Raw genomic sequence first — 26,160 nt, 5'->3', positions numbered from 1 at the left:
TTCAAATGACAGGGGACATATTATCGCAAAGTGAGATTGATGCTTTATTATCCGCTTTTTCAACTGGAGAAATATCTGCGGAAGAAATGAAGAGGGAAGAAGAAACACAATCAGTAAAAGTGTATGATTTTAAGCATACCCTTCGCTTTTCGAAAGACCAAATTCGTAGTCTGACACGCATTCATGAAAATTTTGCGCGTTTACTTGCGACTTATTTTGCTGCACAGTTTCGAACTTATGTGCAAATTGAAGTGGCTTCTGTTGACCAAATTCCATTCGAAAAATTTGTAAGATCCATTCCAAATATGACGTTAATTAATATATTCGAAGTGTCCCCGTTGGAAGGTAATATTTTGATGGAAGTGAATCCTAACATTGCATACTCCATGTTAGATAGGCTTATGGGTGGTGTTGGTGAAAGTCCTAGTAAAGTAGATACTCTAACAGAAATAGAAACAAAAATTATGATGAACTTATTTGAACGTTCATTTGATAATTTAAGAGAAGCTTGGTCCGGACTAATCGACATTGACCCGCATTTAGCTGAAATGGAAGTCAATCCGCAGTTTTTACAGATGATTTCACCACATGAAACAGTGGCTGTTATTTCATTTAATATTGTAATTGGTGAATCGAGTGGCATGATTAATATTTGTATTCCACATGTCGTACTAGAACCGGTTGTGCCAAACTTATCTGTCCAGTACTGGATGCAAACTAATAAAAAGGAGCCTACACCCGAGCAGCGTGATGCACTTAGAGGAAGTATGAAAAAAGCACAACTTCCAATCATCGCCGAGTTAGGGAAAGGACAAATGAGTATCGAAGAATTTCTTCATTTGGAAAAAGGTGATGTCATCTCTCTTAAACAAAAAATTGACGAGCCGCTCGTCGTGAAAATTGGAGATTTACCTAAATTTACCGCGCAACCTGGTCATATGAAAAGTTGGATGGCGGTACAGGTAATTGATGTATTGACAGGAGGGGATGAAGATGATGAGTGATGATATATTATCCCAAGAGGAAATCGAAGCGTTATTAAGTGGGAAAGACCTTGATGACTTTACAATGTCAAATGACGATTCTACTGTTATTGAGGCTGATTTAAGTGAATTGGAAAGAGATACGATTGGTGAAATCGCTAATATTTCTTTTGGTAGTTCCGCAACTGCATTATCTTCACTGCTTGGACAAAAAGTTGAAATTACGACACCAACAATTTCTATTATAAAACACTCTATGCTAGAAGAAGAATTTGCTCTACCTTATGTGGCGATTAAAGTTGAATATACACAAGGCTTAAGAGGCATGAATTTATTTGTCATTAAACAATCCGATGCTTCAATCATAGCAGACTTGATGCTTGGCGGGGACGGTTCAGCACCGAATCCGGAATTAGGAGATATTCACTTAAGTGCTGTTCAAGAAGCCATGAATCAAATGATGGGGTCGGCTGCTACTTCAATGTCTTCAGTATTTAATGTAAAGGTGGATATATCTCCACCAACCATCGATTTAATGGATGTTCAAGAAAAAACGGGCGTGGATAACATACCTGCCGCTGAACTGCTTATAAAAGTCGCATTTACTTTAAAAGTAGGCGATTTGATTGATTCAGAGATTATGCAAGTAATTCCTTATGAATTTGGGAAAGAAATGGTTGGTACGCTACTAAATGATAACGGAGTCGAAGAAGTAGCAGCCGCTACAACCGTCGTTGCAGCAAATCCTTTTGAAGAAACACCAGCCTTCATGGAAGAGCCGAAACAGGCAGTACAACCGGAAGTAGCGCCAAGAAAAGAAGAACCGGTCACACATCAAAAACCACAAGTTGCAGTTGAAAAAGCACAATTTTCAAGTTTTGAACAGGGAACGTTAAGTAATACAGAATCACAAAACTTAGATATTTTACTGGATATTCCGTTACAAGTAACCGTTGAGTTAGGTAGGACAAAACGTACAGTGCAAGAAATACTTGAATTATCTAGTGGTTCAATTATTGAATTAGATAAATTAGTAGGAGAACCTGTTGACATACTTGTCAACAACCGACTCATTGCTAATGGTGAAGTGGTCGTAATCGACGAAAAATTTGGTGTACGTATAACGGATGTATTAAGTCCAAAGGAACGAATTAATAATTTAAGATAATTATTTTGGAGGGATAGTAAATGGGGAAAAGAATTTTAATTGTAGATGATGCTGCATTTATGCGAATGATGATTAAGGATATATTAGTTAAAAATGGTTTTGAGGTCGTTGGCGAAGCGACTGATGGATTACAAGCGATTGAAAAGTATATGGAGTTAAAACCTGATCTTGTAACGATGGATATTACAATGCCTGAAATGGATGGAATTCAAGCATTAAAGGAAATTAAGGAAAAAGACCCTTCAGCGACAGTGATTATGTGCTCAGCAATGGGGCAACAAGCAATGGTTATTGATGCAATCTCTGCAGGAGCAAAAGATTTTATCGTGAAACCATTCCAAGCAGATCGAGTTATCGAATCAATCGAAAAAGCACTCAGCTAACATGGATATACAACAAGTATTAAAACGTAAATCTATGTTAGTCACCATGTCTATTATTCTCTTATCATTCGTGCTGATTCCTTCTGTAAGTTATGCAGAGGACAATGTTTTTTACTGCATGGAGAATAAAGAGAATTGTTCCGATGAAGAAGGGGCAGATAAAACAGAAGCTAAACCGCCGATTCAAGACAAGTCAAATAATGAAATAGATGAAAAACAAGCGCTAAAGGTCGGTGTAACTGCTTGGGATTACATAAAAACACTATTTGCGTTAGTTTTTGTTGTCGGTTTATTGTATGGGTTATTAAAATTTATTAATCGTAAAAATCGCTTGTACGATAAAAACCGGCTAATGAAAAATTTAGGCGGTTTATCACTTGGTCAACAAAAATCTATTCAATTAATTGTTGTCGGAGATACTTATTATTTAGTTGGGGTCGGGGAAGATATTCGTTTATTAAAAGAGATTACAGATGAAAAAGAAATTGCTTCTCTTCTTGAGTATTATGAGGAAAACGACGTGATGTCTTCCAAAGGCCCTCTTGAGCAACTATTAAGTAAGTTTTCGTCGTTTAAAAAACAAAATCCGAACAACATGGAAGAGCAACATACAGATTTTAGTCAAGTGCTTAACAATCGTTTAACAGAAATAAAAACAGAAAGAAAAAGACAACTTAATCGTTTAACAGAAAAGGAGCGCGACCAAGATGTATAATTTTGTACAATTTTTCGCGGATAGCGATGCGGCTAACGTCGCTACTTCGGTCAAACTTATGCTCCTTTTAACTGTTTTGTCTTTGGCACCGGCCATTTTAATTTTAATGACTTCTTTCGCTAGGATTATCATCGTCTTATCATTTGTCCGGACGGCACTCGCGACACAACAAATGCCTCCGAACCAAGTGCTCGTTGGATTAGCTTTGTTTTTAACGTTTTTTATTATGGCGCCGACATTTCAAGAAGTAAATAATACGGCATTGACGCCGTTGTTTGCAGAAGAAATCACCTTAGAGGAAGCTTATGAAAACGCGAGTATTCCACTGAAGGAATTTATGAGTAAGCATACTAGGCAAAAGGATTTGGAACTTTTTATTAAGTATAATCAGGCGGAACGCCCCGAATCTGTAGAGGATATACCGCTTACGATGCTCGTTCCAGCATTTGCATTAAGTGAAATTAAAACAGCATTTCAAATGGGTTTCATGATTTTCATTCCGTTTCTCGTGATCGACATGATTGTGGCAAGTGTGCTCATGTCAATGGGAATGATGATGCTCCCGCCGGTTATGATATCGTTACCTTTTAAAATTTTATTGTTTGTCTTAGTTGACGGTTGGCATCTTATTATAAAATCATTGTTGCAAAGTTTTAGTTAGGAGGGGTTCTTTTGACAAGTGAAATGATTATAGCGATAGCTGAACGGTCAATTTCAGTCATATTATTGACTTCAGGACCTCTCTTACTCGTTGCGCTTGCAACAGGATTGGCCGTGAGTATTTTTCAAGCAACCACACAAATTCAAGAACAAACCTTGGCATTCGTCCCGAAAATTATTGCTGTTCTTGTAGGAATCATTTTTTTCGGTTCATGGATGCTTGGAACCGTTACGACTTTTGCAACAGATATATTTGAAAATCTAGTTCGGTTTATCGGGTGAGCGTATGGAAGAACTTATCCCTACATTGCCTAGCTATTTATTAATATTGACGAGAGTCACTGCTTTTTTCGTCACGGTTCCGTTGTTTTCTTATCGAGCAATCCCAACGACCCAACGTATTATTTTTGGTGCGCTATTAGCTTGGATGATGGTGTATACGATAGAGATACCGGAAATTCCAATTGATGGCCATTATATTTTACTCGTTATGAAAGAGGCAGTTATCGGTTTAGCAATTGGAATGATTGCTTATATCATTATGGCAGCGATTCAAATTGCAGGCGGATTTATCGACTTCCAAATGGGATTTGCAGTTGCGAATATTATTGACCCACAAACAGGAGCGCAATCTCCTTTATTAGGTCAGTTTTTTAATTCGCTTGCGATGTTATTATTGCTTGCGTTAAATGGTCATCATCTCTTATTAGATGGTATTTTCTATAGTTATCAGTTTTTACCGATAGAAGGTGGTTGGCCTGCATTTGGTTCTGGCTCAGTAGCTAAATTTGTACTAACTACGTTTGCCGCCGTATTTGCCATCGCATTTCAGATGTCCATCCCTATCGTTGCGACATTATTTCTAGTTGACCTTGCACTTGGGATTACAGCAAGAACTGTTCCGCAATTGAACATTTTTGTTGTTGGATTTCCGATTAAGATTGGCGTGAGTTTTCTAGTTTTGTCAATTATGATGGTCGTCATGGTTGGCGTCATGCAGAAGTTATTCCAGTTTATGATTGTCAGTATGAGAGACCTGATGTATCTATTAGGAGGCGGATAATTTGATGTTGCGACTTGATTTGCAGTTTTTCGCCGGGGAAAAAACTGAAAAAGCGACAGAAAAGAAACGCCAAGATTCCCGGGAGAAAGGCCAAGTTTTAAAAAGTCAAGATGTGACGAGTGCAATTGTCCTGTTGTCCGTTTTTTCATTTCTTCTCTTGGCATCGGGTTTTATGCGAGAACGTTTTTTTAGTTTTTTTCAGCAAGCATTCACTCATTATTTTTCATTAAAAGACTTAGATGCTGAAGTTGCACTGCTTATTTATAGTGAAGTACTTATACAGACAGCATTTATCTTATTACCTGTTATGATCATTGCTGTCATAGCAGGGATAGCGGGCAATTTATTTCAATTTGGTTGGCTATTTACTACAGAACCTTTAAAGTTTGACTTGAAAAAAATCGACCCAATTAAAGGATTGAAACGCATTTTTTCAATTCGAGCAATTGTTGAATTAATGAAATCGATATTGAAAATTTCATTTATCGGGACTGTCACATTTCTCATTATTTGGATGAATATTGATAAAGTTCTTTCCTTAGCATTTAAAAGTGCTTGGGATACATTATCCACTATAGGTCAATTGACTGCGATGATGGGAATCACAGCTTCATTTACTTTATTATTTATTTCTATTCTGGACTTTTTTTATCAAAAATATGACTACGAAAAAAACCTTAGAATGTCTAAACAAGATATTAAGGATGAACATAAAAATACCGAAGGCGATCCATTAATTAAGTCTCGTATTAAGCAAAGGCAACGTGAAATGGCGATGCGTCGAATGATGCAAGAAGTTCCAACCGCGGATGTTGTCATCACAAACCCGACCCATTATGCGATTGCCATTAAATATGATGATGGAGAGATGGATGCACCCATTATCGTTGCTAAAGGTGTAGATTTCATTGCACAAAAGATTAAAATGATTGCGAATGAACATGAGATTGTAATGGTTGAAAATCGACCCCTAGCAAGGTCGTTATATGACCAAGTAGATATAAACGAACCAGTTCCAGAAGAGTTTTTTAAAGCAATTGCCGAAGTGCTTGCTTATGTATATCGAATACAACGCAAAATTTAAGTAGAAGAAAGAGGCGATGGCATGCAATATAGAGATATAGGGATTCTAGCAGCAGTCATTATGATTGTTGCCATGCTTGTCATCCCGTTACCCCCTTGGCTTTTAAGTTTTCTTATCATCATCAATATTACAATCGCTTTAATGACTTTATTAACATCTATGAACATGCAAGAGGCCTTACAGTTTTCAATATTTCCGACGTTATTGCTCTTAATGACTGTTTTTAGATTAGGGCTTAATATCTCAACAACGCGAGCGATTTTGAGTGAAGCAGATGCTGGTGGCGTAGTCGATACGTTTGGTTCATTCGTAACAGGTGGAAATATTGTCGTCGGACTTGTTATTTTTGCGATCCTTGTCATCATTCAATTCCTAGTTATTACGAAGGGAGCTGAACGAGTATCTGAAGTTGCTGCTCGTTTTACATTAGATGCGATGCCAGGTAAGCAAATGAGTATTGACGCGGATTTGAATGCCGGGATGATTTCTGAAATGGACGCTCGAATGCGACGTGAAAAAGTAAGCAATGAAGCGGACTTTTATGGTGCGATGGATGGAGCGACAAAATTTGTAAAAGGAGACGCCATCGCCGGCATTATTATCGTCATTATTAACTTACTTGTTGGAATGGTTGTTGGTATCGTGCAAATGGGTCTTCCGTTTGCAGAAGCGGCTGCGGTCTTTACACGATTGACAGTAGGTGATGGGATAGTGACTCAAATCCCAGCACTTCTGATTTCGACAGCAACTGGTATCGTCGTGACGCGTGCAGCATCTGAAGGAAACTTGGGTGCCGATATTACGAATCAGCTTTTAGGACAACCTAAACTTCTTTATGTCGCTGCAGCCACATTGTTTTTACTCGGCGTATTTACACCGATTCATATTATGTTACCTTTACCAATAGCGATTGCACTTGCAACGGGTGCATATATGATGTCACGTCGGGTAGAAGAAGACCCCGAAGAACTTCTTGAAATTGAAGAAGAAGAACAGACAGGCGAACTAAAAAGTCCTGAAAATATTGTTAATCTATTAAATATTGATCCGATAGAATTTGAATTTGGGTATGGATTAATTCCACTTGTCGATGCAACACAAGGAGGAGATTTACTCGATCGTGTGGTTATGATACGGAGACAACTTGCAATCGAACTAGGGCTTGTCATCCCAGTCGTACGAATACGAGACAATATCCAATTACAACCGAATGAATATCGAATTAAAATAAAAGGAAATGAATTGGCAAAAGGAGAACTTTTATTAGATCATTACTTGGCGATGAGTCCGGGTGGGGAAGATTCAATTGAAGGCATTGAAACGATTGAACCGTCGTTCGGCCTACCAGCTAAATGGATTACAGAAGTTGTAAAAGAAGATGCGGAAATTCAAGGATATACGGTCGTTGATCCACCGAGTGTTGTTTCGACTCATTTAACTGAAGTCATTCGAGCACATGCGGCTGATTTACTAGGCAGACAGGAAACAAAACAACTCATCGATCACGTTCAAGAAACGTATCCAATTTTAGTAGAAGAATTAACGCCAACCCCTTTATCTATTGGAGAAATTCAAAAAGTCTTGGCAAAGTTATTAAGTGAACAAGTATCAATTCGAAATTTACCGATCATATTTGAAGCACTTGCAGACTACTCAAAATATACATCAGATGTTGATGTATTAACGGAATATGCAAGACAAGCGTTAGCAAGACAAATTACAACTCAATATGCAGGTGAAAGTGGTGCTTTAAAAGTGCTGACGGTTTCAGGGAAAATTGAGAAAACAATTGCAGATAGTATTCAACAAACCGAACAAGGGAATTATTTATCGTTAGACCCAACGATTTCTCAACAAATATTGGAATCAATTTCACAAGAAGTTGAGAGAGTGGCCTTGATGAATCAATCACCGGTTATATTGTCATCGCCGGCAATACGTATGTATGTTAGACAAATTACAGAACGATATTTTCCTCAAATCCCAGTACTCTCATATAATGAACTTGAAGCTTCTGTAGAAGTACAAAGTGTAGGGGTGGTGAATATAGCATGAATATGAAGAAATATACTGCCGATACAATGGTCAACGCGATGAAAAAAGTTCGTGCTGATTTCGGGGATGACGCCATTATTTTAAGTTCCAATGTCGTCCAATCAAAAGGAATATTTGGGCTGTTTAAGAAAAAAACGGTTGAAGTAGTTGCGGGATATGATGCGCCAAAAAAATCTTATGAGCCAAAAATCGAACCGACTATCCAACAATCGAACCAATTGGATGACACGACTAAACAATTAAAGCAAGAAATGTCAGAGATGAAAAAAATGTTGAAAAATATGCAGTTGTCAACAGAACTATCTCAGTATCCTGACGAAATGCATCAGCTTCTCCATCATTTGAAAAGGCAAGGTATATCCGAACAACTAGTAGGTGAGCTTGGCACGACCATTTTCAATCAGATGAAAGACGAGAAACAAGATTTAACAATTGAAGAACAGTGCCGGCATGTACAACAAATATTAACTGAAAAAGTTGAAGGTTTACCATTTGGCGGCATTACATTTCAGAAGAAGTATATTCATGTACTAGGTCCGACTGGCGTTGGGAAAACGACAACGATTGCCAAGATTGCTGCGCGTGCTCTTCTTGAAAAGAAAAAGAAAATCGGATTTATTACGACTGATACATATCGAATCGCTGCAATTGAACAGTTGCGTACCTATGCGAATTTACTTCAGGCGCCTGTTGAAGTCGTTTATAATCAAGCGGATTTCAAGAAAGCGGTAGAGAAATTCTCTTATTTAGATCTTGTATTCATTGATACGGCCGGACGTAATTACAAAGAAGCGGAGTTCGTTGAAGATTTGCAGCATATTGTTGATTTTTCATTGGATATGGAAACATTTTTAGTGCTGTCCATGACCTCCAAAGAAGAAGATATGGAAATGATTATAGAGCAATTTAAAGCACTCCCAATTGAAAAATTTATTTTCACGAAAATGGACGAAACAAATTCGATGGGGACACTCTTTAATTTAATGCTAAAATATGGATATGGAACTGCTTATTTTACGAATGGACAAGAAGTGCCGGAAGATTTAGAAGAGGCAACACCAGAGAATGTGATTCAGCTGTTATTGGGGGACCTAACCAATGCGTGATCAAGCTGAAAGTTTACGTCTAAAAATGTTAGAATCCGTTGGAGAGTTGGCGAGATCTATTGCTGTAGTGAGTGGAAAAGGTGGCGTCGGAAAATCAAACTTTTCCACTAATTTTGCGCATGCCTTGCTAGCGCAAGGAAAGAAAGTCATTATCGTGGACATGGATATCGGAATGGGGAACATTCATATCTTGCTCGGCAAGTCGCCTAAACATAGTTTAATGGATTACTTGGTAGGATCAGAAGGAATAGACTTAATCATAAATGAGACAGAAGAAGGGTTAGATTTTATCGCTGGAGGTTCCGGATTAGAAACAATTATGGAATGGTCAGATGATACATTCGAGCGTCTTACAAACGCTTTTGAATACTTACAAAGAACGTATGATTTTGTCATATTTGATATGGGAGCAGGTGCAACGAAGCGTGCGATTGAACTTCTGATTGCAATTGATGAGATTATCGTTATTTCAACGAATGAACCTACTTCAATTACGGATGCCTACTCTATGATGAAATTTATTTTCATGAAAGATCCCGATAAATCATTTTATTTGGTTGGTAATCGAGTCTCTAAAGCCAATGGAGGAAATGATGCGGTGTTAAGATTACAATTTGCAATGAAGAAGTTTTTACAAAAAGAAACAACCATTTTAGGTTTTCTGCCAGAAGATACGGTCGTTCAAAAATCAGTGATTGCGCAAAAACCTTACTTTCTTACCAATCCGAATGCACCAATTTCTAAGAGATTAGTAACAATGACAGAAGTTTTCACGAATTTCGATCATAAACAAGATGATAAGAAAAAATTAGGGTTTATTGGAACGCTGAAAAATATATTCGCGAGAGGTCGTGATTGAACTGACTATATTTAACAAGAAGGCACTTGTTGTTGATGATTCCGCTTTTATGCGAAAGCTCATTACGGATATTCTAAATAGTCATCCTAAAATTGATGTTGTAGGTGTAGCAAGAAATGGAAAAGATGCACTTGATAAAATCGCAATTTTAAAACCTGATGTCATCACTTTAGATATAGAAATGCCAATAATGGACGGGCTTGAAGCGTTAAGGGTAATTATGAAAAAGCATCCAACTCCAGTCGTCATGCTATCGAGTACGACAAAAAAAGGTGCAGAAAATACAATGCTTGCAATGGAATATGGGGCAGTGGATTTTATTGCTAAACCAGGAGGCGCTATTTCGTTAAATCTTGGTGATGTGAAAGATGAAATTATCGAAAAAGTAGTAGCAGCGGCAAATGTGCCAATGTCTAAGATAAATCGCATTCCAACGAATAGTGAAGAGTCAAAGACGAGGAATGAGATTCAATTTATCCAAAAAACACCCGTAACGTCCAATGTAGTCAATCAAGTTCAACCAACGAACGTACAAAGCAATCAGGTACCAAGATTTACATCGAGAGGCAAAAAAATTGTTGTAGTGGGTACATCAACAGGGGGACCTCGCGCATTACAAAAAGTGTTGACACAGTTGCCGAAAGAGATAGATGCACCGATTTTAATCGTTCAACATATGCCCCCAGGTTTCACAAAATCATTAGCAGATCGTCTTAATAATTTATGTGAAATCACGGTAAAGGAAGCAGAAAATGGCGACTTACTAGAAAATGGAACGGCTTATCTTGCGCCAGGCGGTCAGCATTTTACTGTTCGAAAGTTAGGGATGTCGTTTGTTGCGCAAATAGACGACATAGAGCCGCCGCGCTTAGGTCATCGCCCATCTGTAGATGTATTATTTGAATCAGTAGCAAAGAATCGTAGTTTAAAATGTTTGGCTGTCATTATGACAGGCATGGGAAATGATGGTTTGGAAGGTGTAAAGCGTTTAAAAGAATGTTGTGAAACGATCACCATCGCAGAATCAATAGAGACAAGTGTTGTCTATGGCATGCCGCGGGCGATTGTCGAGAATGATCTTGCGGATGAAGTCGCCAAACTAGAAAATATCGGTATAACAATTAGCGAGATTATTCAATCATGAGGGGGCGAGAAGATGGATACAAATCAATACTTAGAAATGTTTTTAGATGAAAGTAGAGAACATCTTCAATCTTGTAATCAATATCTACTTAAACTTGAAAGTAATCCAGATGATTTAACGATTGTGAATGAAGTTTTCCGTGCAGCTCATACATTGAAAGGGATGTCCGCAACGATGGGCTATACCGATATCGCGGATTTAACCCACGTGATGGAAAACGTGTTGGATGCGATTCGGAATGCTAAATTACAAGTAACTGCAGAAATGTTGGATTACGTTTTTGAAGCTGTCGGTTATTTAGGAGAAATGGTTCAAGATATTGAAGCAGGTGGTACTGGTGAAAAAGATGTCACCGACCTTGTGGAACAATTAACTAGAATTGAGTCAGGTGAACGAACTATAAAAAGTAGTCAGTCAGAAGTTGCAGCGACCGTTATAGAAGAAAACAGTGAAGCTACAACTCTTCAATATGATGAATTTGAAACGACAGTGATTACACAATCATTTGACCAAGGTTATCAGGTGTTTGAAGTAAAAGTAACACTCCGGGAGGATTGTTTATTAAAAGCTGCAAGAGTTTTTATGGTGTTTGAAATCCTTGAAAACAACGGAGATATTATTAAGTCAGTCCCATCCGTTGAAAAATTAGAAGAAGAAGCTTTTGACCAAGAATTTACAGTGGTCATGATTACAAATGAAGAGGCTGAAGGTATTCAGTCTAAAATTATGAAAGTATCTGAAGTAGATAGCGTGCACATCACGGCAATTTCAAAGCAATCTTTAGAGGATGGAAAGCGTCATCAAGAGGAAAAAATCGCGAGAACCGCTAAAGAAACCAAGCAATCCTCAGATGTCACAAAGAAAGATAAAAAAGAGCGACCAGCACAAACACCAGCGGCGAATAGAACGATACGGGTCAACATCGAAAGATTAGATGTACTGATGAACTTGTTTGAAGAGCTCGTCATTGATCGTGGTCGATTACAATCTATTTCAACTGAACTTCATCATCCCGAGTTAACAGAAACCGTTGAACGAATTACGAGAGTTTCGGGAGACTTACAAAACATTATTTTGAATATGCGTATGATTCCTGTTGAAACCGTATTTAACCGCTTTCCAACAATGGTAAGGCAACTTGCAAGAGAGTTAAATAAGAAAGTGAAACTACAAATCGTTGGGGCGGAAACGGAACTTGACCGGACAGTTATCGATGAAATTGGCGATCCACTTGTTCATCTTATCCGAAATGCTTTAGACCATGGTGTAGAGACACCTGAGGAACGAGTCGCAAATGGAAAACCTGAAGAAGGAACTGTTAAGTTAAGCGCTTATCATTCAGGCAATAACGTGTTTATTGAACTAGAGGACGATGGGGCGGGTGTAAACCGTGAGCGAGTACTTGCGAAAGCGGTAGCAAATGGCATTGTCACGGAAGAAGATGCCGAAACACTATCGGACAAGCAAGTAGCGGAACTGATTTTGGCATCCGGTTTTTCGACAGCTGAAACAGTATCAGATGTATCTGGTCGTGGCGTCGGATTAGACGTTGTGCGAAATACAATCGAATCCTTGGGTGGACATATTACGATAGAGTCGACAGAAGGGCAAGGTTCTTTATTCCAAGTCCAATTGCCACTTACATTATCTATTATTTCAGTCATGCTTGTAGAGTTAGATAGCGAGGTATATGCAATTCCTTTATCATCAATTATTGAAACAGCGATTATTCATCAGTCTGATGTGATGAATGCACATTCGCAGCGAGTGATTGATTTTAGAGGAAACATTATTCCACTCCTAGATCTAAAAGAGGTTTTTGAATTAACAGAAGAGCAAGCAGCGGATGAAGATTATCAATCTGTTGTCATTATCCGAAAAGGAGACAAGCTTGCTGCGCTAAAAGTAGATTCATTTATAGGCCAACAAGAAATTGTGTTGAAGGGTTTAGGCAATTATTTGACGAATGTATTTGCGATTTCTGGTGCCACAATTTTAGGTGATGGTAAAGTTGCATTAATCGTTGACTGTAATGCATTAATTAAATAGAAGGAAGTGACTGAATGTGACTGAAATTGCCCAGCAAGAGATAACTAAAGTCATTATATTCGAACTGATGGATAAAGAATATGCAATTGAGATTGATGTCGTTCAAGGAATTGAGCGAGTGATGTCCATTACACGGGTGCCAAAAACTCCTTCTTATGTGAAAGGCGTTATCAATTTAAGAGGGGTCGTCACACCGATTATAGATTTACGTGAACGCTTTCTGTTAGAACCTAAAGAAATGGATGATAGAACAAGAATTATTATCGTTACACTAGAAAACTACGATGTAGGGCTCATTGTAGACGGGGCGAATGATGTAATAGATTTGCCGCTTAAAGCGATTGAACCTCAACCGCAAGTCGTAGGTTCAGTAGCTTCGGAGTTTATTTCAGGTGTTGCAAAAGTAGAGGAGCGTTTATTTGTACTGCTAGAACTGTCAAAAGTATTAGAACCGATAAAGGCTGAAGTTAAATGAGTATTGAATTTAAAATTACGGACTTACACTTAGATGTCTTGAAAGAGATTGGAAACATCGGTTCTGCGCATGCGGCTACCTCGCTTTCACAGTTACTTAATCGAAAAGTTGACATGTATGTTCCAAGTGTCAAATTGGTCACGTTTGACGAAATGTTTGACTTAGCCGGCGGAGCTGACGAAACAATTGTTAGTATTTTTCTTCGTATTCAGGGAGATGTTTCGGGAAGTATGTTTTTTATGCTGTCCATTGACAGTGCAAATCATTTTATAAAATTATTGACTGGTGATGAGTCATTTGATTTTCATACGATGAATGTATCGGACGTGGGGATTTCTTCTATGCAAGAGCTTGGCAATATATTGTCGGGTTCTTATTTGTCAGCACTGTCGGATTTTACTGGCTTGAGGATTCATCCGACAGTCCCATCCTTAACCGTGGATATGGTTGGTGCCATCATTAGTTTTGGACTTATTGAGATATCTCAGTACAGTGACGAAGTGATTGTGATTGATACAGAAATACGAGAAGAAGGCATGGGGCATTCTGACAGTATTAAAGGGAATTTCTTTTTATTGCCAGATCCGAACTCATATGTAACGATTTTTAAGTCGTTAGGTGTCCTATAGATGATTACGAAAACTGAAGTTGTTCGTGTAGGCATTTCAGATCTGAATATCGTAAAAGGTAACGCTACGATTCGTACTGCTGGTCTCGGTTCTTGTGTAGGCATTGTGTTGTATGATGATATTAAGAAAATTGCAGGCATGGTACATATTATGTTACCTGATTCAAGTCTCGATCGCTCAGCACGAATCAATCATGCGAAATATGCCGACACTGGAATCTATACGTTAATGGAACGGTTGAAAGGTGAAGGGGTAAGACCGATGTCTTTAAAGGCTAAAATTGCAGGTGGTGCCCAAATGTTTCAATTTGGATCTAAAGATACATTGCGAATTGGGCCAAGAAATGTTGAGGCTGTAAAACAACAACTTAGACGACTTTCTATACCTATTATTGCTGAAGATACAGGTGGCTCTCGAGGACGCACGATTGAATTCAATCCAATAACTTCCATGCTCTCGGTCCGTACCGTCAACGCGGAACCAAAAGAAATATAACTTACATAAGTGCAGGCGCTCGACTAGACCTGACAAGCAGTTCCCGCGCACCGGAACTGAATGAATTAAAGTGTAGATGCTCGTCTAAATAAATATATGTATGACATTCGATTCATTAAAAATCCACATTTTGTGCAATATTGATTGGGTTAACTGCATTTACGCAGGAGCTAGAAGGAAAGTGAGGGATTCGATGTCAAAACGGGATCAGGTAAAGGAAGCTGAATATTGGGAACGATGGATGCTAAGCCGTGACCCAGACGCGGGGAACTTACTTGTCGAAAAATATACCCCCCTCGTTTCGTATCACGTGCACAGGATTAGTGCCGGACTTCCCAACAATATTTCTAGGGATGATATAATGAGTCTTGGGTTACAAGGTTTATTTGACGCATTAACGAAATTTGATCCAGGCAGGGATTTAAAGTTCGACACTTATGCTTCGTTTCGCATACGCGGCACGATAATCGATGGTTTACGAAAAGAAGATTGGTTATCACGCGCTTCCAGAGAACGGACAAAAAAACTTCAACAAGAAATCGAAAAACTTGAACAGAAATTAATGCGACATGTAACACCCGAAGAACTGGCGACGCATTTAAATGTGACAGTAGATGACGTGTATCAAACGATGCATGAACAATATTTTTCAAATGTGCTATCACTCGATGAAAAAATACAAGACGATGATAGTGACGACCCACAAACATTCGTGATTAAAGATGAACGGGAAAAAACACCAGAACAAGATTTACTAATGAATGAATTGCTCGGCGATTTAACGACCAAAATTCAAGAGTTAAACGAAAATGAACAACTTGTATTAAGTTTATTCTATAAAGAAGAATTCACGTTAACTGAAATAGGAGAAGTGCTCAGTTTATCTACTTCCCGTATTTCTCAAATTCACTCCCGCGCATTATTTAAGCTAAGAAAACTATTAGCTCCAGAAGTAATTAACGGAGGGGTTTTATGAGTTTAAAAGGTATCGAATTGCAAATCGCTATCCCTAAAACCTTTGACGCTGGGAAAGTCGCCGAACAAAAACAACAGCGTGCGCAATTAATGCAAGATCAAGCAAATATTCAAACGGAGAAGCAAGCAGAGAAGAATAAAGAGACTGTAATGGAAGCGGAGCATTCCGGAAAGACAGATCCTGATAAAAAGAAACGACAAGAAGAGCAAGTGTATGACAGGGAACAGAGTCGAAAGGAAAGCAAAAAGAAAGCAAAGCATCCGTATAAAGGATCCTTTGTTGACTTTAGCGGGTAACGAAAATGACAACGATTTTTTTAGTGTTTTTATTTATTACACAAATGATAAGCTTTTACTTTTTGGCGTTATTCTATATGAAGTTATCTAAGTTTGATGACCTTGAGAAGAAACAAAACAGATTAATGAAAGAAATGGACGACGCAATCGCTGTTTATTTAGCTGAAATAAAAGATGAGAATGATAAGTTAGTCGAAAAAATAACTGCAAAAACAAAAGGCGAAAAACGAACTGCTGATGCATCGTTAAAACTGTCTGAGAAGAATTTAGAGACGCGGAAAGAAGGAAATCCACCGCCAGTCACAATTACAATGCCAAAGAATACGATTCGCCATCATGCACGTCAGTCTTACGAAGCAGTGAAGCAAAATGTCTTACAGGAAGATATAGAAATAGATGATCGGACACGAGCCATACAGCTGTATGAGGACGGGAAGTCGGTTGCGGAGATTGCAAAGGTGTTAGAAAAAGGACAAACGGAGATAGAACTTATTTTGAAGTTCAAATAAAATTGTTGCAAAGCTAAGTTCATTATGCTATATTAGCAAATGGTATTACTACACACGTGCACTGACTACGGAAACGGTGCCGAAAGGTCGTTCCGTTGGATGATTTGCGCGGAGGAATATAACCAAAATTGGAGGAATTAAAATGGCAGTAGTTTCAATGAAACAATTACTTGAAGCAGGTGTTCATTTCGGACACCAAACACGTCGCTGGAACCCAAAAATGAAAAAATTCATTTTTGTAGAGCGTAACGGAATTTATATTATCGATCTTCAAAAAACGGTGAAAATGCTTGAACAAGCATATGATTTCATGCGTCAAGTTGGTGAAGATGGTGGAAAAGTACTTTTCGTAGGTACGAAAAAACAAGCACAAGATGCGATTAAAGAAGAAGCAGAACGTGCAGGCATGTACTACATCAACCAACGTTGGTTAGGTGGAACACTCACAAACTTTGCTACAATTCAAAAAAGTGTAGCACGTATGAAGAAAATCGAAAAAATGGAAGAAGACGGTACATTTGAAGTACTTCCGAAGAAAGAAGTAGTTCAATTAAATAAAGAACATGAAAGACTGGAAAAATTCCTTGGTGGAATCCGTGATATGAAATCACTTCCAGACGTAATGTACGTTGTTGACCCACGCAAAGAGCGTATCGCTGTTGCAGAGGCAATTAAATTGAACATCCCGATTGTAGGAATCGTTGATACAAACTGTGACCCAGACGAAATCGACTACGTCATTCCTGCGAATGATGATGCAATTCGTGCGGTACGTTTATTAACGAGCAAAATGGCGGATGCTTTAATCGAATCTAGACAAGGTGAAGAAAACGCTCCTGCTGAAGAAGTTGCAGAAGAAGAAACAGTAACAGCTGAGTAATACGAGAGTAATTCTTTCACAAGACGATAAGCGGTCATCCCTTATCGTCTTTTTTAGGAATTGACGACACATATATGGAGGAATGGAAAATGACAAAAGTTACAGCACAAATGGTAAAAGAGCTACGCGAAAAAACAGGCGCTGGTATGATGGATTGTAAAAAAGCACTAACAGAAGTAAATGGTGACATGGACGCAGCTGTTGATTTCTTACGTAAAAAAGGACTATCAAGCGCTGATAAAAAGGCAGATCGTATCGCAGCTGAAGGCTCTGCATATATTCACGTTGATGGCAACGAAGCAGTTATTATTGAAGTGAACGCAGAAACAGACTTTGTTGCAAAGAACGAAGGTTTCCAAACGCTTGTTAAAGAGCTTGCAGAACACCTACTAAAAACAAAGCCAGCTTCAATTGATGAAGCTCACGATTCAAAACTAGAAAACGGCCACACTGTTTCTGAGCATATCTCAAACGCAATTGCAAAAATTGGTGAAAAAATCACGCTACGTCGTTTTGAAATCCGTACGAAAACTGATGCTGACGCATTTGGTCCATACCTTCACATGGGTGGAACAATTGGCGTACTAGTTACTTTAGAAGGTTCTACAGATGAAGAAGCAGCAAAAGACGTTGCAATGCACATCGCTGCAATGAATCCGAAGTATGTTTCTCGTGACGAAGTTCCAGCTGATGAAGTTGAACGCGAGAAAAAAGTACTTACTGAACAAGCGTTAAACGAAGGTAAGCCAGAAAATATCGTTGCGAAAATGGTTGAAGGCCGTATCGGTAAATTCTTCGAAGACATTTGTGTACTTGATCAACCATTCGTAAAAGACTCAGACCAAAAAGTTGCTGCATTCGTTAAATCAACAGGCGGCACTTTAAAAGATTTCGTTCGCTATGCAGTTGGTGAAGGAATCGAAAAACGCGAAGAAAACTTTGCGGACGAAGTACTAAGCCAAGTAAAAGGTAATTAATTAACAAGTGCTGAAAATATTGCTTGACTGTGATATAAATCAGCGCAATGTAAATAAGAAATAAATTGGGAACACGCAAGTAGTGTTCCCTCTTTTTCGAGAAATCTGAATAACTGGAGGGCCAAAAGAGCATGCCGAAATATAAACGAATTGTTTTGAAACTAAGTGGTGAAGCACTTGCTGGAGAACAAGGCTTTGGATTATCCCCTGAAATTATTAAAAATGTTGCTGAACAAGTAAAAGAAGTCGCTGACTTAGGCGTTGAAGTGGCCGTTGTTGTTGGCGGTGGAAATATTTGGAGAGGTAAAGTAGGCAGTGAAATGGGGATGGACCGTGCAACTGCGGACTATATGGGAATGCTCGCAACTGTTATGAACTCACTAGCCCTTCAAGATTCACTCGAGAAACTTGGAGTTGAAAGTCGAGTTTCTACGTCAATTGAAATGCGACAAGTTGCAGAACCTTACATACGACGAAAAGCGATACGTCATCTTGAGAAAAAGCGAGTCGTTATCTTTGCTGCGGGCACAGGAAATCCTTATTTTTCAACTGATACAACAGCGGCATTAAGAGCAGCAGAAATTGAAGCTGATGTGATCTTAATGGCTAAAAATAATGTCGATGGTGTGTATTCTGCCGACCCAATGGTAGATGCGACAGCGGTGAAGTATAATGAGTTATCTTATCTACAAGTCATTAGTCAAGGACTTGAAGTGATGGATTCAACAGCTTCAACTCTGTGCATGGACAATGATATACCACTTGTTGTATTCTCGATAATGGAGAGTGGAAATATTAAGAAAGCCGTACTCGGAGAACCAATCGGGACGGTCGTTAGGAGGAATATGTAATGCCGAACGGAGTAATGGAAACAGCAAAACAAAAAATGGACAATGCGATTAACGCATTTACAAGAGAACTTGCTTCAATTAGAGCAGGACGCGCAAATGCTTCACTACTCGATAGAATCACGGTTGATTATTACGGAGTACCTACACCGATTAACCAAATGGCAGGAATTTCAGTGCCAGAAGCAAGACTTCTTGCCATTCAACCATATGATAAAACAATCATTGGAGAAATCGAAAAAGCGATCTTAAAATCGGATATCGGAATTACACCGTCAAATGATGGATCGATGATTCGCCTCGCAATACCTGCATTAACAGAAGAGCGTAGAAAAGACATTGTAAAAACTGTCAAAAAGGAAGCGGAAGACTCGAAAGTAGTCATACGTAATATCCGCCGAGACGCAAATGAGGAATTCAAAAAACTTGAAAAGAACTCTGAAATAACAGAAGATGACCTTCACCGTAATGGGGATGAAATTCAAAAGTTAACAGATTCCTATATCAAACAAATCGATGATATCGCTAAAGAAAAAGAAAAAGAAATCATGGAGATTTGATAAAAGAACTTTTTGTATTCCAAGACGTCCTTATTTCAGGACGTCTTTTTTTTATGGTATAATAGAACTCTAATTGTTGAACAATAGCGTGAGGCGCAGTCTAGCTCCGATAAGTCAAGCCAGCGATGTGGTGACTTTAACCATACAGTTGGATTGCTTGTGACCCGAGGGGCTGGATGTAACATAACGGAAGCCACCCGCATGATAAGATACACAGAAGGCGATCTAATTCGACGCGAGTTTCTAAGTGAAAGACGAATTGATTATAATTGCTCTAGAAAGTAGTAGAGTGGAGGAAATAAAATGCTAAATAAACTTATGCGAAAGAAAAGTATGGAATCCGATATTTCGTTAACGGAAAAAATTGCAAATGTCAAAAGCAGACAAATCCCTGCTCATGTAGCAATTATTATGGATGGAAACGGTAGATGGGCGAAGAAACGTAATTTACCAAGGATAGCGGGGCACCATGAAGGAATGAAGACAGTCCGCAAGATTGCGCGAATGGCGAATGATATTGGAATCAAAGTCCTTACACTCTACGCTTTTTCCACAGAAAACTGGAAGCGACCGAAATTAGAAATAGACTTTCTAATGAAACTTCCTGGAGAGTTTCTGAATACATATCTTTCTGAACTCATCGAAGAAAACGTAAAGGTGGAAATGATTGGGAATCCGAATTTATTACCTGAGCATACGAAAAAAGCGATTCAAAAGGCGATTGATGCGACTAAACATAATGACGGGATGATATTGAATTTCGCAATGAATTATGGGAGCCGGTTGGAAATCATACAATGTATGCAAGAATTAGCCAAAAAGACTTTAAATGGCGAATTGAATTGGGAAGATATTAATGAAGATGTTGTCAATTCCCATCTGATGACGGCTCATTTACCGGAACCGGACTTGCTTATTCGAACGAGCGGAGAAGTAAGGCTATCTAATTTCATGTTATGGCAACTTGCGTACGCGGAATTTTCATTTACAGATGTATTGTGGCCGGATTTTGATGAACAATGTTTGTTAAATTCAGTACAGGAATTTCAATCACGTAGTAGAAGGTTCGGCAATGTGGAAGGAGAAGAAGTCGAATGAAACAAAGAATCATCACAGCAATCGTTGCAATCGCCTTTTTCGTTCCACTAGTCTTTATTGGAAGTTGGCCGTTCACCCTCGCAGTTTATCTTCTTGCGACAATCGGCCTTTTTGAATTATTAAGAATGAGAAAGATACAACTTTTATCAATCCCTGGAATTCTGACGTGGATAGCACTTGCTGTTTTACTATTACCAGCAGAAAATAGTGCGAAATTAGAAAATGCACTCGGTTATACAAAAGTGGAAATTACTTTTGCCATTGTCCTTTTATTATTAATTTATACGGTTATCGTTAAAAATCGTTTTACTTTTGATCATGCCGCGTTTTCTATTTTTGGTGCGTTATACGTTGGAATCGGCTTTTATTATTTAATTGAAACGCGAATCGCTGGAATTGAGTTTATTATATACGCGCTTCTCGTGATTTGGATGACAGATACTGGTGCGTATTTTGTAGGACGAAAAATCGGGAAACGTAAACTTTGGCCAGAGATTTCGCCGAATAAAACAATTGAAGGCTTTGTTGGTGGGATTCTCTCAGCAATTATTTTTGCATGTATATTCCATGCATTTGTACCGATTGCTTCCTCGTATACTTATTTAATAGTTGTTACAATTATTGCATCAATTGTTGGTCAATTAGGCGACCTCGTTGAATCAGCACTAAAACGACATTATGATGTGAAAGATTCAGGAAACATATTGCCGGGGCATGGTGGGATACTGGATAGGTTTGATAGCCTTCTTTTTGTACTGCCACTCCTTCATTTTCTGCATTTTGTAGTCTAAAGGAAAGGATTTCATCATGAAAAAGAAAATTAGTTTATTAGGTGCAACAGGTTCTATTGGTGTACAAACATTAGATATACTAAAATCAAATCCAAATAAATTTGAACTCGTATCTTTTTCAGCTGGTCTGAATATTGATAAGGTACGAGAAATCGCAAGGACATTTCAACCGAGTATGGTTTCTGTCATTAGGCAGGAAGATGCAAAAGCTTTACAGTCGGAATTTCCAAGTATCACATTTGTATACGGAGCAGAAGGGTTGAAAGAAGTTGCTGCCCGTACAGGTGCGGATATTTTAGTGAATGCGGTCATTGGAAGTGTTGGATTAGGTCCAACGTTAGAAGCAATCCGGGCAGGCATTACAATCGCAATTGCGAATAAAGAAACACTCGTCGCAGCAGGGGAAATTGTGATGGACGAAGCGAGAAAGTTCAATGTGCCACTCCTTCCAGTAGATAGTGAGCATTCAGCCTTATTTCAGTCATTGAATGGTGAAAATCCTAAAGAAATTACCAAGTTAATATTAACTGCATCAGGAGGTAGTTTTAGAAATTTAACGCGTGATGAATTATCAAATGTGACGGTCGAGGAAGCATTGGCACATCCAAACTGGTCAATGGGAAATAAATTAACAATTGACTCAGCGACGATGATGAATAAAGGGCTTGAAGTGATAGAGGCTCACCATTTATTTGATATTCCCTACGAGCAGATTGACGTCTTGCTGCACCGAGAAAGCATCATCCATTCTATGGTTGAATTTCAAGATACTAGTGTGATGGCACAACTAGGATCTCCGGATATGCGCGTACCAATTCAGTATGCCTTAACGTATCCACATCGGATTCCAATGCAAAATGCAAAGCGTCTTCGATTAGAAGAAATTGGTCAATTACATTTTGAAAAAATTGATTTTAAACGTTTTAAAGCACTTGCACTTGCCTATGAAGCAGGTAAAGTTGGGGGCACAATGCCTACAGCGATGAATGCTGCAAATGAAATTGCTGTTAGTTTATTTATGAAGGGTCACATTTCGTTTTTAGAAATCGATGAAATTGTTGAACGTGTTATGGACGAACATAAAACGATTGTAAAACCAACACTTGAAGCAATTTTAGAAGTAGATAAGAACACTAGAAACACAGTCCATGCTATGGTACAGTGAGTATTACTAATATCGGGCGAAGAAAAGGATTCAATAGTCAGTTCTTAGCCAGCGAAGGTGGTTTTTTATGGAGACCGTAATTGCGTTTATCATTGTATTCGGTTCCCTCGTCTTTTTTCATGAATTAGGTCATTTCTTATTCGCGAAAAAAGCTGGAATTATGGTGCGTGAATTTGCGATCGGATTTGGTCCGAAAATAATTGGCATTACAAAAGGTGAAACAATCTATACGATTCGCTTGTTGCCGCTTGGTGGTTATGTCCGAATGGCAGGCCAAGATTTTGATACGGTCGAATTACAACCTGGATATCGGGTTGGACTGTATATTGGTCAAACAGGTGAAGTTGAAAAAATCTATTTAAATCAAAATGTATCAAATCCTGATATTTTATTTATGGAAACAGAAAAATCAGATCTTGATAAAGAGTTGTTTATAGAGGGATATAGTGATGACGGGGAATTTGTCCGTTATCCAATTGCAAGAAATGCTGTCATCATTGAAAAAGGACAAGAAACAATTATTGCGCCTTATGATAGACAATTTGAATCGAAATCACTAGCAAGCCGTGCAATGACGATATTTGCCGGGCCGTTATTTAACTTTATTTTATCCTTTTTGATATTCCTGGCAATTGGTTTATTACAAGGCGTTCCTACGAATGAACCGGTGATTACGGAAGTGCAAAGTTCAGGGGCTGCCTATGCAGGGGGCATGCAAGATGGTGACTTTGTAAAAGAAGTAAACGACACACCGATTTCTTCTTGGACCGAATTTGCAGAAATCATTCAAAAACATCCAGGGGAACAACTTTCATTCCTAGTTGAACGAAATGGTGATTTAGTCAAATTACATGTCGTCCCTGCTACGATTGAAGAGGCAGGACAAAAGTTTGGACAAATTGGCGTTCTTTACACAAGTCCAGTTGAAAAAAATGCGCTTAAAGCAGTCGTTTTTGGTGCAGATCAAACGTGGACTTGGTTTAAACGAATATTTGAATTGCTCGGCATGCTCGTAACCGGCAAGTTTACGATTGATGCATTGTCGGGGCCCGTTGGCATTTATAAAGCAACGGAAGAAGTTGCTCAATATGGTATTTATAATTTAATGCACTGGGCTGCGATTTTAAGTATTAACTTGGGGATTATGAATTTGCTCCCATTACCTGCACTTGATGGCGGTAGGTTATTATTCTTCTTATTTGAAGCAATTAGAGGTAAGCCGATTGATAAACAAAAAGAAGGAATGGTTCATTTTGTTGGAATTGTCCTTCTAATGATTCTAATGATTGTTGTCACATGGAATGATATTCAACGATTCTTTTTCAGTAGTTAGACATTTGAAATTTATTACGATGAGGCGCCATCTACTTAAAGGTTTTTTGGCGCCCTTTGCTTTTAATAAAATGTAAACACTAGGTGGTTAGAAATATGAAACAGTCACGAGCGTTTATACCGACATTGCGCGAGAATCCAACTGATGTGGAAACGACATCCCATCAACTTTTATTGCGTGCGGGGTTTCTACGTCGACATACAAGTGGAGTTTATTCATATTTACCTTTTGGATTGAAAGTATTAAGGAAAATCGAAGCGATCATTCGTGAAGAAATGGATGCAATTGATGCTGTAGAAATGGTGACGCCGATTTTACAAGAATCCGAGCTGTCACAAGAACGAATGGAAATAGATGGAGACGGTAGTGATTTATTTCATTTGCAAGATGAACGAAATCGTACCTATATACTAGGTGCCCTACATACAGAGCTGATGACTTCATTAATTAAAGAAGAAGTTAAATCCTATAAACAGTTACCTTTAACATTGTATCAAATAATAACAAAATTTCAGGACGAGCCCCGGCCACGTTTTGGACTACTAGTAAATCGTGAATTTGTGAAATCAGAAGCCTATTCTTTTCATATTTCTGATGAAAGTTTACATGAAACTTATGAACAGATGAAAGAAGCCTATTCAAATATTTTCACGAAATTGAATCTAGATTGTTATATAGTTGATTCAGATGCTAGCATGCCGGATAATCTTGGTGTACATCAGTTCATCGCGAAAGCCAACAATGGCGATGAGGAAATTGCCTATAGCAGTACAGGTTCATTTGCGACAAGTGTGGAACAGGCAATTGTTAGCAATCATTATGAAAAGTCAGATGAAATACTTCATGAAGTGGAGAAAGTAAAAACGCCAAATAAAAGATCCATTCAGGAAGTTGCTGATTTTTTAGACGTCTCGATAGAAAAATGTATGAAAACACTCATTTATAAAGCAGATGATGAAATCGTCGTTGTCATTTGTCGAGGCGATCATAAAATAAACGAAATAAAACTTAAAAATGCAATTGCTGCCCAATCGGTCGAATTAGCCGAAGAAGAAGCAGTAAAAACGTTACTATCTTGTGAGCCTGGCTCAATTGGCCCGGTGCAATTGCCAGTAGGTGTGAAAATCGTTGCAGACTTTGCAGTTGCTGCAATTGTGAATGGGGTAGCTGGAGCCAATGAAGATGATTATCATTTACTCAACGTCAATCCTGAAAAAGATTTTGCTGTGAATCAATATGCGGATTTGCGTTATGCTGAAGAAGGTGATATAGCGCCCGACGGTATTGGCACAATAAAGTTTACAAAAGGATTTGAAGTAGGGCGGCTCGATGCGCTAGGGACAACATATAGCAAGCCAATGAACGCGACCTTTATTGATGAAGCAGGGACCGAAAAATCAATGATTATGGGGCGTTACGGCATGAATGTGTCTCGCATTATGGCAGTGATTGCTGAACAGTATAATGACGAGTTTGGTTTAAAATGGCCTAAAAACTTATCCCCGTATGACATTCATCTCGTGCCAATCAACTTAAACGACGCTATTCAAAAAGAACTCGCAGATAATTTGTATAAACTTCTTCAAACGTATCGCTTTGAGGTGCTGTACGACGATCGTCCCGAACGTGCAGGTGTAAAGTTTGCAGATGCTGATTTAATCGGATTGCCAATACGAATTACAATCGGGAAGAAAGCGAAAGACGGAATATTAGAAGTGAAATTTCGAGAGACTGGTGAAATAACCGAATGGCAGGTTGAAGAAGTGACCGAAAAGCTTCAAGCATATTTTACTTTGAATTAATACAGGAGGGAAGGCCGCGGGGTGGCACTTCCTTCTTTTCATCTAGGAATAAGGAGG

28 protein-coding genes are annotated in these 26,160 nt (G+C 38.6%); all 28 read left to right on the top strand.

What is annotated here, in order from left to right; all coding sequences use genetic code 11:
- Window positions 1-5 precede the first annotated feature (5 nt).
- Window positions 6-1,004 carry a flagellar motor switch protein FliM gene (gene fliM, locus BI350_RS12445; protein ID WP_075528414.1) on the top strand — a complete coding sequence of 333 codons (999 nt, stop codon included), beginning with the start codon at window positions 6-8 and terminating at the stop codon, window positions 1,002-1,004.
- Entirely contained in the window at window positions 997-2,151 is a 1,155-nt protein-coding gene (gene fliY, locus BI350_RS12440; RefSeq protein WP_075529373.1) for a flagellar motor switch phosphatase FliY, read from the top strand. Before fliM ends, fliY begins: the two co-directional genes overlap by 8 nt.
- Window positions 2,152-2,171: 20 nt before the next feature.
- Complete coding sequence (locus BI350_RS12435) at window positions 2,172-2,534, top strand: response regulator (RefSeq protein ID WP_075528413.1); 363 nt, start codon at window positions 2,172-2,174, stop codon at window positions 2,532-2,534.
- Between the two features lies 1 nt (window position 2,535).
- Complete coding sequence (locus BI350_RS12430; protein ID WP_082295065.1) at window positions 2,536-3,249, top strand: flagellar biosynthetic protein FliO; 714 nt, start codon at window positions 2,536-2,538, stop codon at window positions 3,247-3,249.
- The gene (fliP, locus tag BI350_RS12425; RefSeq protein WP_075528412.1) at window positions 3,242-3,910 is read left to right on the top strand and encodes a flagellar type III secretion system pore protein FliP; all 669 of its coding nucleotides are present in this window, start codon (window positions 3,242-3,244) and stop codon (window positions 3,908-3,910) included. The genes BI350_RS12430 and fliP overlap by 8 nt, the downstream gene beginning before the upstream one ends.
- Window positions 3,911-3,921: 11 nt before the next feature.
- Window positions 3,922-4,191: a flagellar biosynthesis protein FliQ gene (gene fliQ / locus BI350_RS12420; protein WP_075528411.1), complete on the top strand. Its 270-nt coding sequence runs from the start codon at window positions 3,922-3,924 to the stop codon at window positions 4,189-4,191.
- A gap of 4 nt (window positions 4,192-4,195) precedes the next feature.
- Window positions 4,196-4,972 (top strand): flagellar biosynthetic protein FliR, encoded by a 777-nt coding sequence (fliR, locus tag BI350_RS12415; protein WP_075528410.1) that lies wholly within the window; start codon window positions 4,196-4,198, stop codon window positions 4,970-4,972.
- Between the two features lie 4 nt (window positions 4,973-4,976).
- On the top strand, window positions 4,977-6,056 hold the full coding sequence (gene flhB, locus BI350_RS12410) for a flagellar biosynthesis protein FlhB (RefSeq protein ID WP_075529371.1): 1,080 nt from the start codon (window positions 4,977-4,979) through the stop codon (window positions 6,054-6,056).
- 21 nt (window positions 6,057-6,077) lie between these two features.
- Window positions 6,078-8,111: a flagellar biosynthesis protein FlhA gene (gene flhA / locus BI350_RS12405; RefSeq protein ID WP_075528409.1), complete on the top strand. Its 2,034-nt coding sequence runs from the start codon at window positions 6,078-6,080 to the stop codon at window positions 8,109-8,111.
- Window positions 8,108-9,217, top strand: coding sequence for a flagellar biosynthesis GTPase FlhF (flhF, locus tag BI350_RS12400; protein ID WP_075528408.1), 1,110 nt, complete (start codon window positions 8,108-8,110; stop codon window positions 9,215-9,217). The genes flhA and flhF overlap by 4 nt, the downstream gene beginning before the upstream one ends.
- A complete protein-coding gene (locus BI350_RS12395; protein ID WP_075528407.1) occupies window positions 9,210-10,076 on the top strand; it encodes a MinD/ParA family protein in 867 nt (288 codons plus the stop codon). The genes flhF and BI350_RS12395 overlap by 8 nt, the downstream gene beginning before the upstream one ends.
- Before the next feature lies 1 nt (window position 10,077).
- The gene (locus BI350_RS12390; protein WP_211117209.1) at window positions 10,078-11,220 is read left to right on the top strand and encodes a protein-glutamate methylesterase/protein-glutamine glutaminase; all 1,143 of its coding nucleotides are present in this window, start codon (window positions 10,078-10,080) and stop codon (window positions 11,218-11,220) included.
- Window positions 11,221-11,232: 12 nt separating this feature from the next.
- A complete protein-coding gene (locus BI350_RS12385) occupies window positions 11,233-13,269 on the top strand; it encodes a chemotaxis protein CheA (protein WP_075528406.1) in 2,037 nt (678 codons plus the stop codon).
- A gap of 16 nt (window positions 13,270-13,285) precedes the next feature.
- Window positions 13,286-13,744 carry a chemotaxis protein CheW gene (locus BI350_RS12380; RefSeq protein WP_075528405.1) on the top strand — a complete coding sequence of 153 codons (459 nt, stop codon included), beginning with the start codon at window positions 13,286-13,288 and terminating at the stop codon, window positions 13,742-13,744.
- Window positions 13,741-14,373, top strand: coding sequence for a chemotaxis protein CheC (locus BI350_RS12375; protein ID WP_075528404.1), 633 nt, complete (start codon window positions 13,741-13,743; stop codon window positions 14,371-14,373). Before BI350_RS12380 ends, BI350_RS12375 begins: the two co-directional genes overlap by 4 nt.
- Window positions 14,374-14,868 (top strand): chemotaxis protein CheD, encoded by a 495-nt coding sequence (locus tag BI350_RS12370; RefSeq protein WP_075528403.1) that lies wholly within the window; start codon window positions 14,374-14,376, stop codon window positions 14,866-14,868.
- 193 nt (window positions 14,869-15,061) lie between these two features.
- A complete protein-coding gene (locus tag BI350_RS12365; RefSeq protein WP_075528402.1) occupies window positions 15,062-15,844 on the top strand; it encodes a FliA/WhiG family RNA polymerase sigma factor in 783 nt (260 codons plus the stop codon).
- Window positions 15,841-16,140: a hypothetical protein gene (locus BI350_RS12360; RefSeq protein ID WP_075528401.1), complete on the top strand. Its 300-nt coding sequence runs from the start codon at window positions 15,841-15,843 to the stop codon at window positions 16,138-16,140. The genes BI350_RS12365 and BI350_RS12360 overlap by 4 nt, the downstream gene beginning before the upstream one ends.
- Before the next feature lie 5 nt (window positions 16,141-16,145).
- Window positions 16,146-16,649: a DUF6115 domain-containing protein gene (locus tag BI350_RS12355; protein ID WP_075528400.1), complete on the top strand. Its 504-nt coding sequence runs from the start codon at window positions 16,146-16,148 to the stop codon at window positions 16,647-16,649.
- A 142-nt stretch (window positions 16,650-16,791) separates the two neighbouring features.
- Window positions 16,792-17,529, top strand: a complete 738-nt coding sequence (rpsB, locus tag BI350_RS12350; RefSeq protein WP_075528399.1) for a 30S ribosomal protein S2 — start codon at window positions 16,792-16,794, stop codon at window positions 17,527-17,529.
- Window positions 17,530-17,618: 89 nt separating this feature from the next.
- Window positions 17,619-18,506, top strand: a complete 888-nt coding sequence (gene tsf, locus BI350_RS12345; protein WP_075528398.1) for a translation elongation factor Ts — start codon at window positions 17,619-17,621, stop codon at window positions 18,504-18,506.
- 131 nt (window positions 18,507-18,637) lie between these two features.
- On the top strand, window positions 18,638-19,357 hold the full coding sequence (gene pyrH, locus BI350_RS12340) for a UMP kinase (RefSeq protein ID WP_075528397.1): 720 nt from the start codon (window positions 18,638-18,640) through the stop codon (window positions 19,355-19,357).
- Window positions 19,357-19,914, top strand: a complete 558-nt coding sequence (gene frr, locus BI350_RS12335) for a ribosome recycling factor (RefSeq protein ID WP_075528396.1) — start codon at window positions 19,357-19,359, stop codon at window positions 19,912-19,914. The genes pyrH and frr overlap by 1 nt, the downstream gene beginning before the upstream one ends.
- Before the next feature lie 303 nt (window positions 19,915-20,217).
- Complete coding sequence (locus tag BI350_RS12330) at window positions 20,218-21,012, top strand: undecaprenyl pyrophosphate synthase (protein WP_075528395.1); 795 nt, start codon at window positions 20,218-20,220, stop codon at window positions 21,010-21,012.
- The gene (locus tag BI350_RS12325) at window positions 21,009-21,803 is read left to right on the top strand and encodes a phosphatidate cytidylyltransferase (protein WP_075528394.1); all 795 of its coding nucleotides are present in this window, start codon (window positions 21,009-21,011) and stop codon (window positions 21,801-21,803) included. Before BI350_RS12330 ends, BI350_RS12325 begins: the two co-directional genes overlap by 4 nt.
- Before the next feature lie 16 nt (window positions 21,804-21,819).
- Window positions 21,820-22,968: a 1-deoxy-D-xylulose-5-phosphate reductoisomerase gene (locus BI350_RS12320; protein WP_075528393.1), complete on the top strand. Its 1,149-nt coding sequence runs from the start codon at window positions 21,820-21,822 to the stop codon at window positions 22,966-22,968.
- 67 nt (window positions 22,969-23,035) lie between these two features.
- The gene (rseP, locus tag BI350_RS12315; RefSeq protein WP_075528392.1) at window positions 23,036-24,301 is read left to right on the top strand and encodes an RIP metalloprotease RseP; all 1,266 of its coding nucleotides are present in this window, start codon (window positions 23,036-23,038) and stop codon (window positions 24,299-24,301) included.
- 95 nt (window positions 24,302-24,396) lie between these two features.
- Window positions 24,397-26,103: a proline--tRNA ligase gene (locus BI350_RS12310; RefSeq protein ID WP_075528391.1), complete on the top strand. Its 1,707-nt coding sequence runs from the start codon at window positions 24,397-24,399 to the stop codon at window positions 26,101-26,103.
- The last annotated feature ends 57 nt before the right edge of the window (window positions 26,104-26,160 follow it).

The organism is Sporosarcina ureilytica (genome assembly GCF_001753205.1).
GTDB classification, from domain to species: Bacteria; Bacillota; Bacilli; order Bacillales_A; family Planococcaceae; genus Sporosarcina; species Sporosarcina ureilytica.
This window is presented reverse-complemented; position numbering and strand designations above follow the sequence as displayed.

Excerpts from the sequence above, each read along its gene's own strand:
- flhA (WP_075528409.1), top strand. The coding sequence starts at position 6,078 with ATGCAATATAGAGATATAGGGATTCTAGCAGCAGTCATTATGATTGTT.
- flhB (WP_075529371.1), top strand. The coding sequence starts at position 4,977 with ATGTTGCGACTTGATTTGCAGTTTTTCGCCGGGGAAAAAACTGAAAAA.
- BI350_RS12435 (WP_075528413.1), top strand. The coding sequence starts at position 2,172 with ATGGGGAAAAGAATTTTAATTGTAGATGATGCTGCATTTATGCGAATG.
- pyrH (WP_075528397.1), top strand. The coding sequence starts at position 18,638 with ATGCCGAAATATAAACGAATTGTTTTGAAACTAAGTGGTGAAGCACTT.
- fliM (WP_075528414.1), top strand. The coding sequence starts at position 6 with ATGACAGGGGACATATTATCGCAAAGTGAGATTGATGCTTTATTATCC.
- BI350_RS12325 (WP_075528394.1), top strand. The coding sequence starts at position 21,009 with ATGAAACAAAGAATCATCACAGCAATCGTTGCAATCGCCTTTTTCGTT.
- BI350_RS12330 (WP_075528395.1), top strand. The coding sequence starts at position 20,218 with ATGCTAAATAAACTTATGCGAAAGAAAAGTATGGAATCCGATATTTCG.
- BI350_RS12355 (WP_075528400.1), top strand. The coding sequence starts at position 16,146 with ATGACAACGATTTTTTTAGTGTTTTTATTTATTACACAAATGATAAGC.
- BI350_RS12370 (WP_075528403.1), top strand. The coding sequence starts at position 14,374 with ATGATTACGAAAACTGAAGTTGTTCGTGTAGGCATTTCAGATCTGAAT.
- BI350_RS12385 (WP_075528406.1), top strand. The coding sequence starts at position 11,233 with ATGGATACAAATCAATACTTAGAAATGTTTTTAGATGAAAGTAGAGAA.
- BI350_RS12430 (WP_082295065.1), top strand. The coding sequence starts at position 2,536 with ATGGATATACAACAAGTATTAAAACGTAAATCTATGTTAGTCACCATG.
- BI350_RS12395 (WP_075528407.1), top strand. The coding sequence starts at position 9,210 with ATGCGTGATCAAGCTGAAAGTTTACGTCTAAAAATGTTAGAATCCGTT.
- frr (WP_075528396.1), top strand. The coding sequence starts at position 19,357 with ATGCCGAACGGAGTAATGGAAACAGCAAAACAAAAAATGGACAATGCG.
- fliP (WP_075528412.1), top strand. The coding sequence starts at position 3,242 with ATGTATAATTTTGTACAATTTTTCGCGGATAGCGATGCGGCTAACGTC.
- flhF (WP_075528408.1), top strand. The coding sequence starts at position 8,108 with ATGAATATGAAGAAATATACTGCCGATACAATGGTCAACGCGATGAAA.
- BI350_RS12365 (WP_075528402.1), top strand. The coding sequence starts at position 15,062 with ATGTCAAAACGGGATCAGGTAAAGGAAGCTGAATATTGGGAACGATGG.
- fliY (WP_075529373.1), top strand. The coding sequence starts at position 997 with ATGAGTGATGATATATTATCCCAAGAGGAAATCGAAGCGTTATTAAGT.
- BI350_RS12320 (WP_075528393.1), top strand. The coding sequence starts at position 21,820 with ATGAAAAAGAAAATTAGTTTATTAGGTGCAACAGGTTCTATTGGTGTA.
- BI350_RS12375 (WP_075528404.1), top strand. The coding sequence starts at position 13,741 with ATGAGTATTGAATTTAAAATTACGGACTTACACTTAGATGTCTTGAAA.
- BI350_RS12310 (WP_075528391.1), top strand. The coding sequence starts at position 24,397 with ATGAAACAGTCACGAGCGTTTATACCGACATTGCGCGAGAATCCAACT.
- rpsB (WP_075528399.1), top strand. The coding sequence starts at position 16,792 with ATGGCAGTAGTTTCAATGAAACAATTACTTGAAGCAGGTGTTCATTTC.
- tsf (WP_075528398.1), top strand. The coding sequence starts at position 17,619 with ATGACAAAAGTTACAGCACAAATGGTAAAAGAGCTACGCGAAAAAACA.
- BI350_RS12360 (WP_075528401.1), top strand. The coding sequence starts at position 15,841 with ATGAGTTTAAAAGGTATCGAATTGCAAATCGCTATCCCTAAAACCTTT.
- fliR (WP_075528410.1), top strand. The coding sequence starts at position 4,196 with ATGGAAGAACTTATCCCTACATTGCCTAGCTATTTATTAATATTGACG.
- rseP (WP_075528392.1), top strand. The coding sequence starts at position 23,036 with ATGGAGACCGTAATTGCGTTTATCATTGTATTCGGTTCCCTCGTCTTT.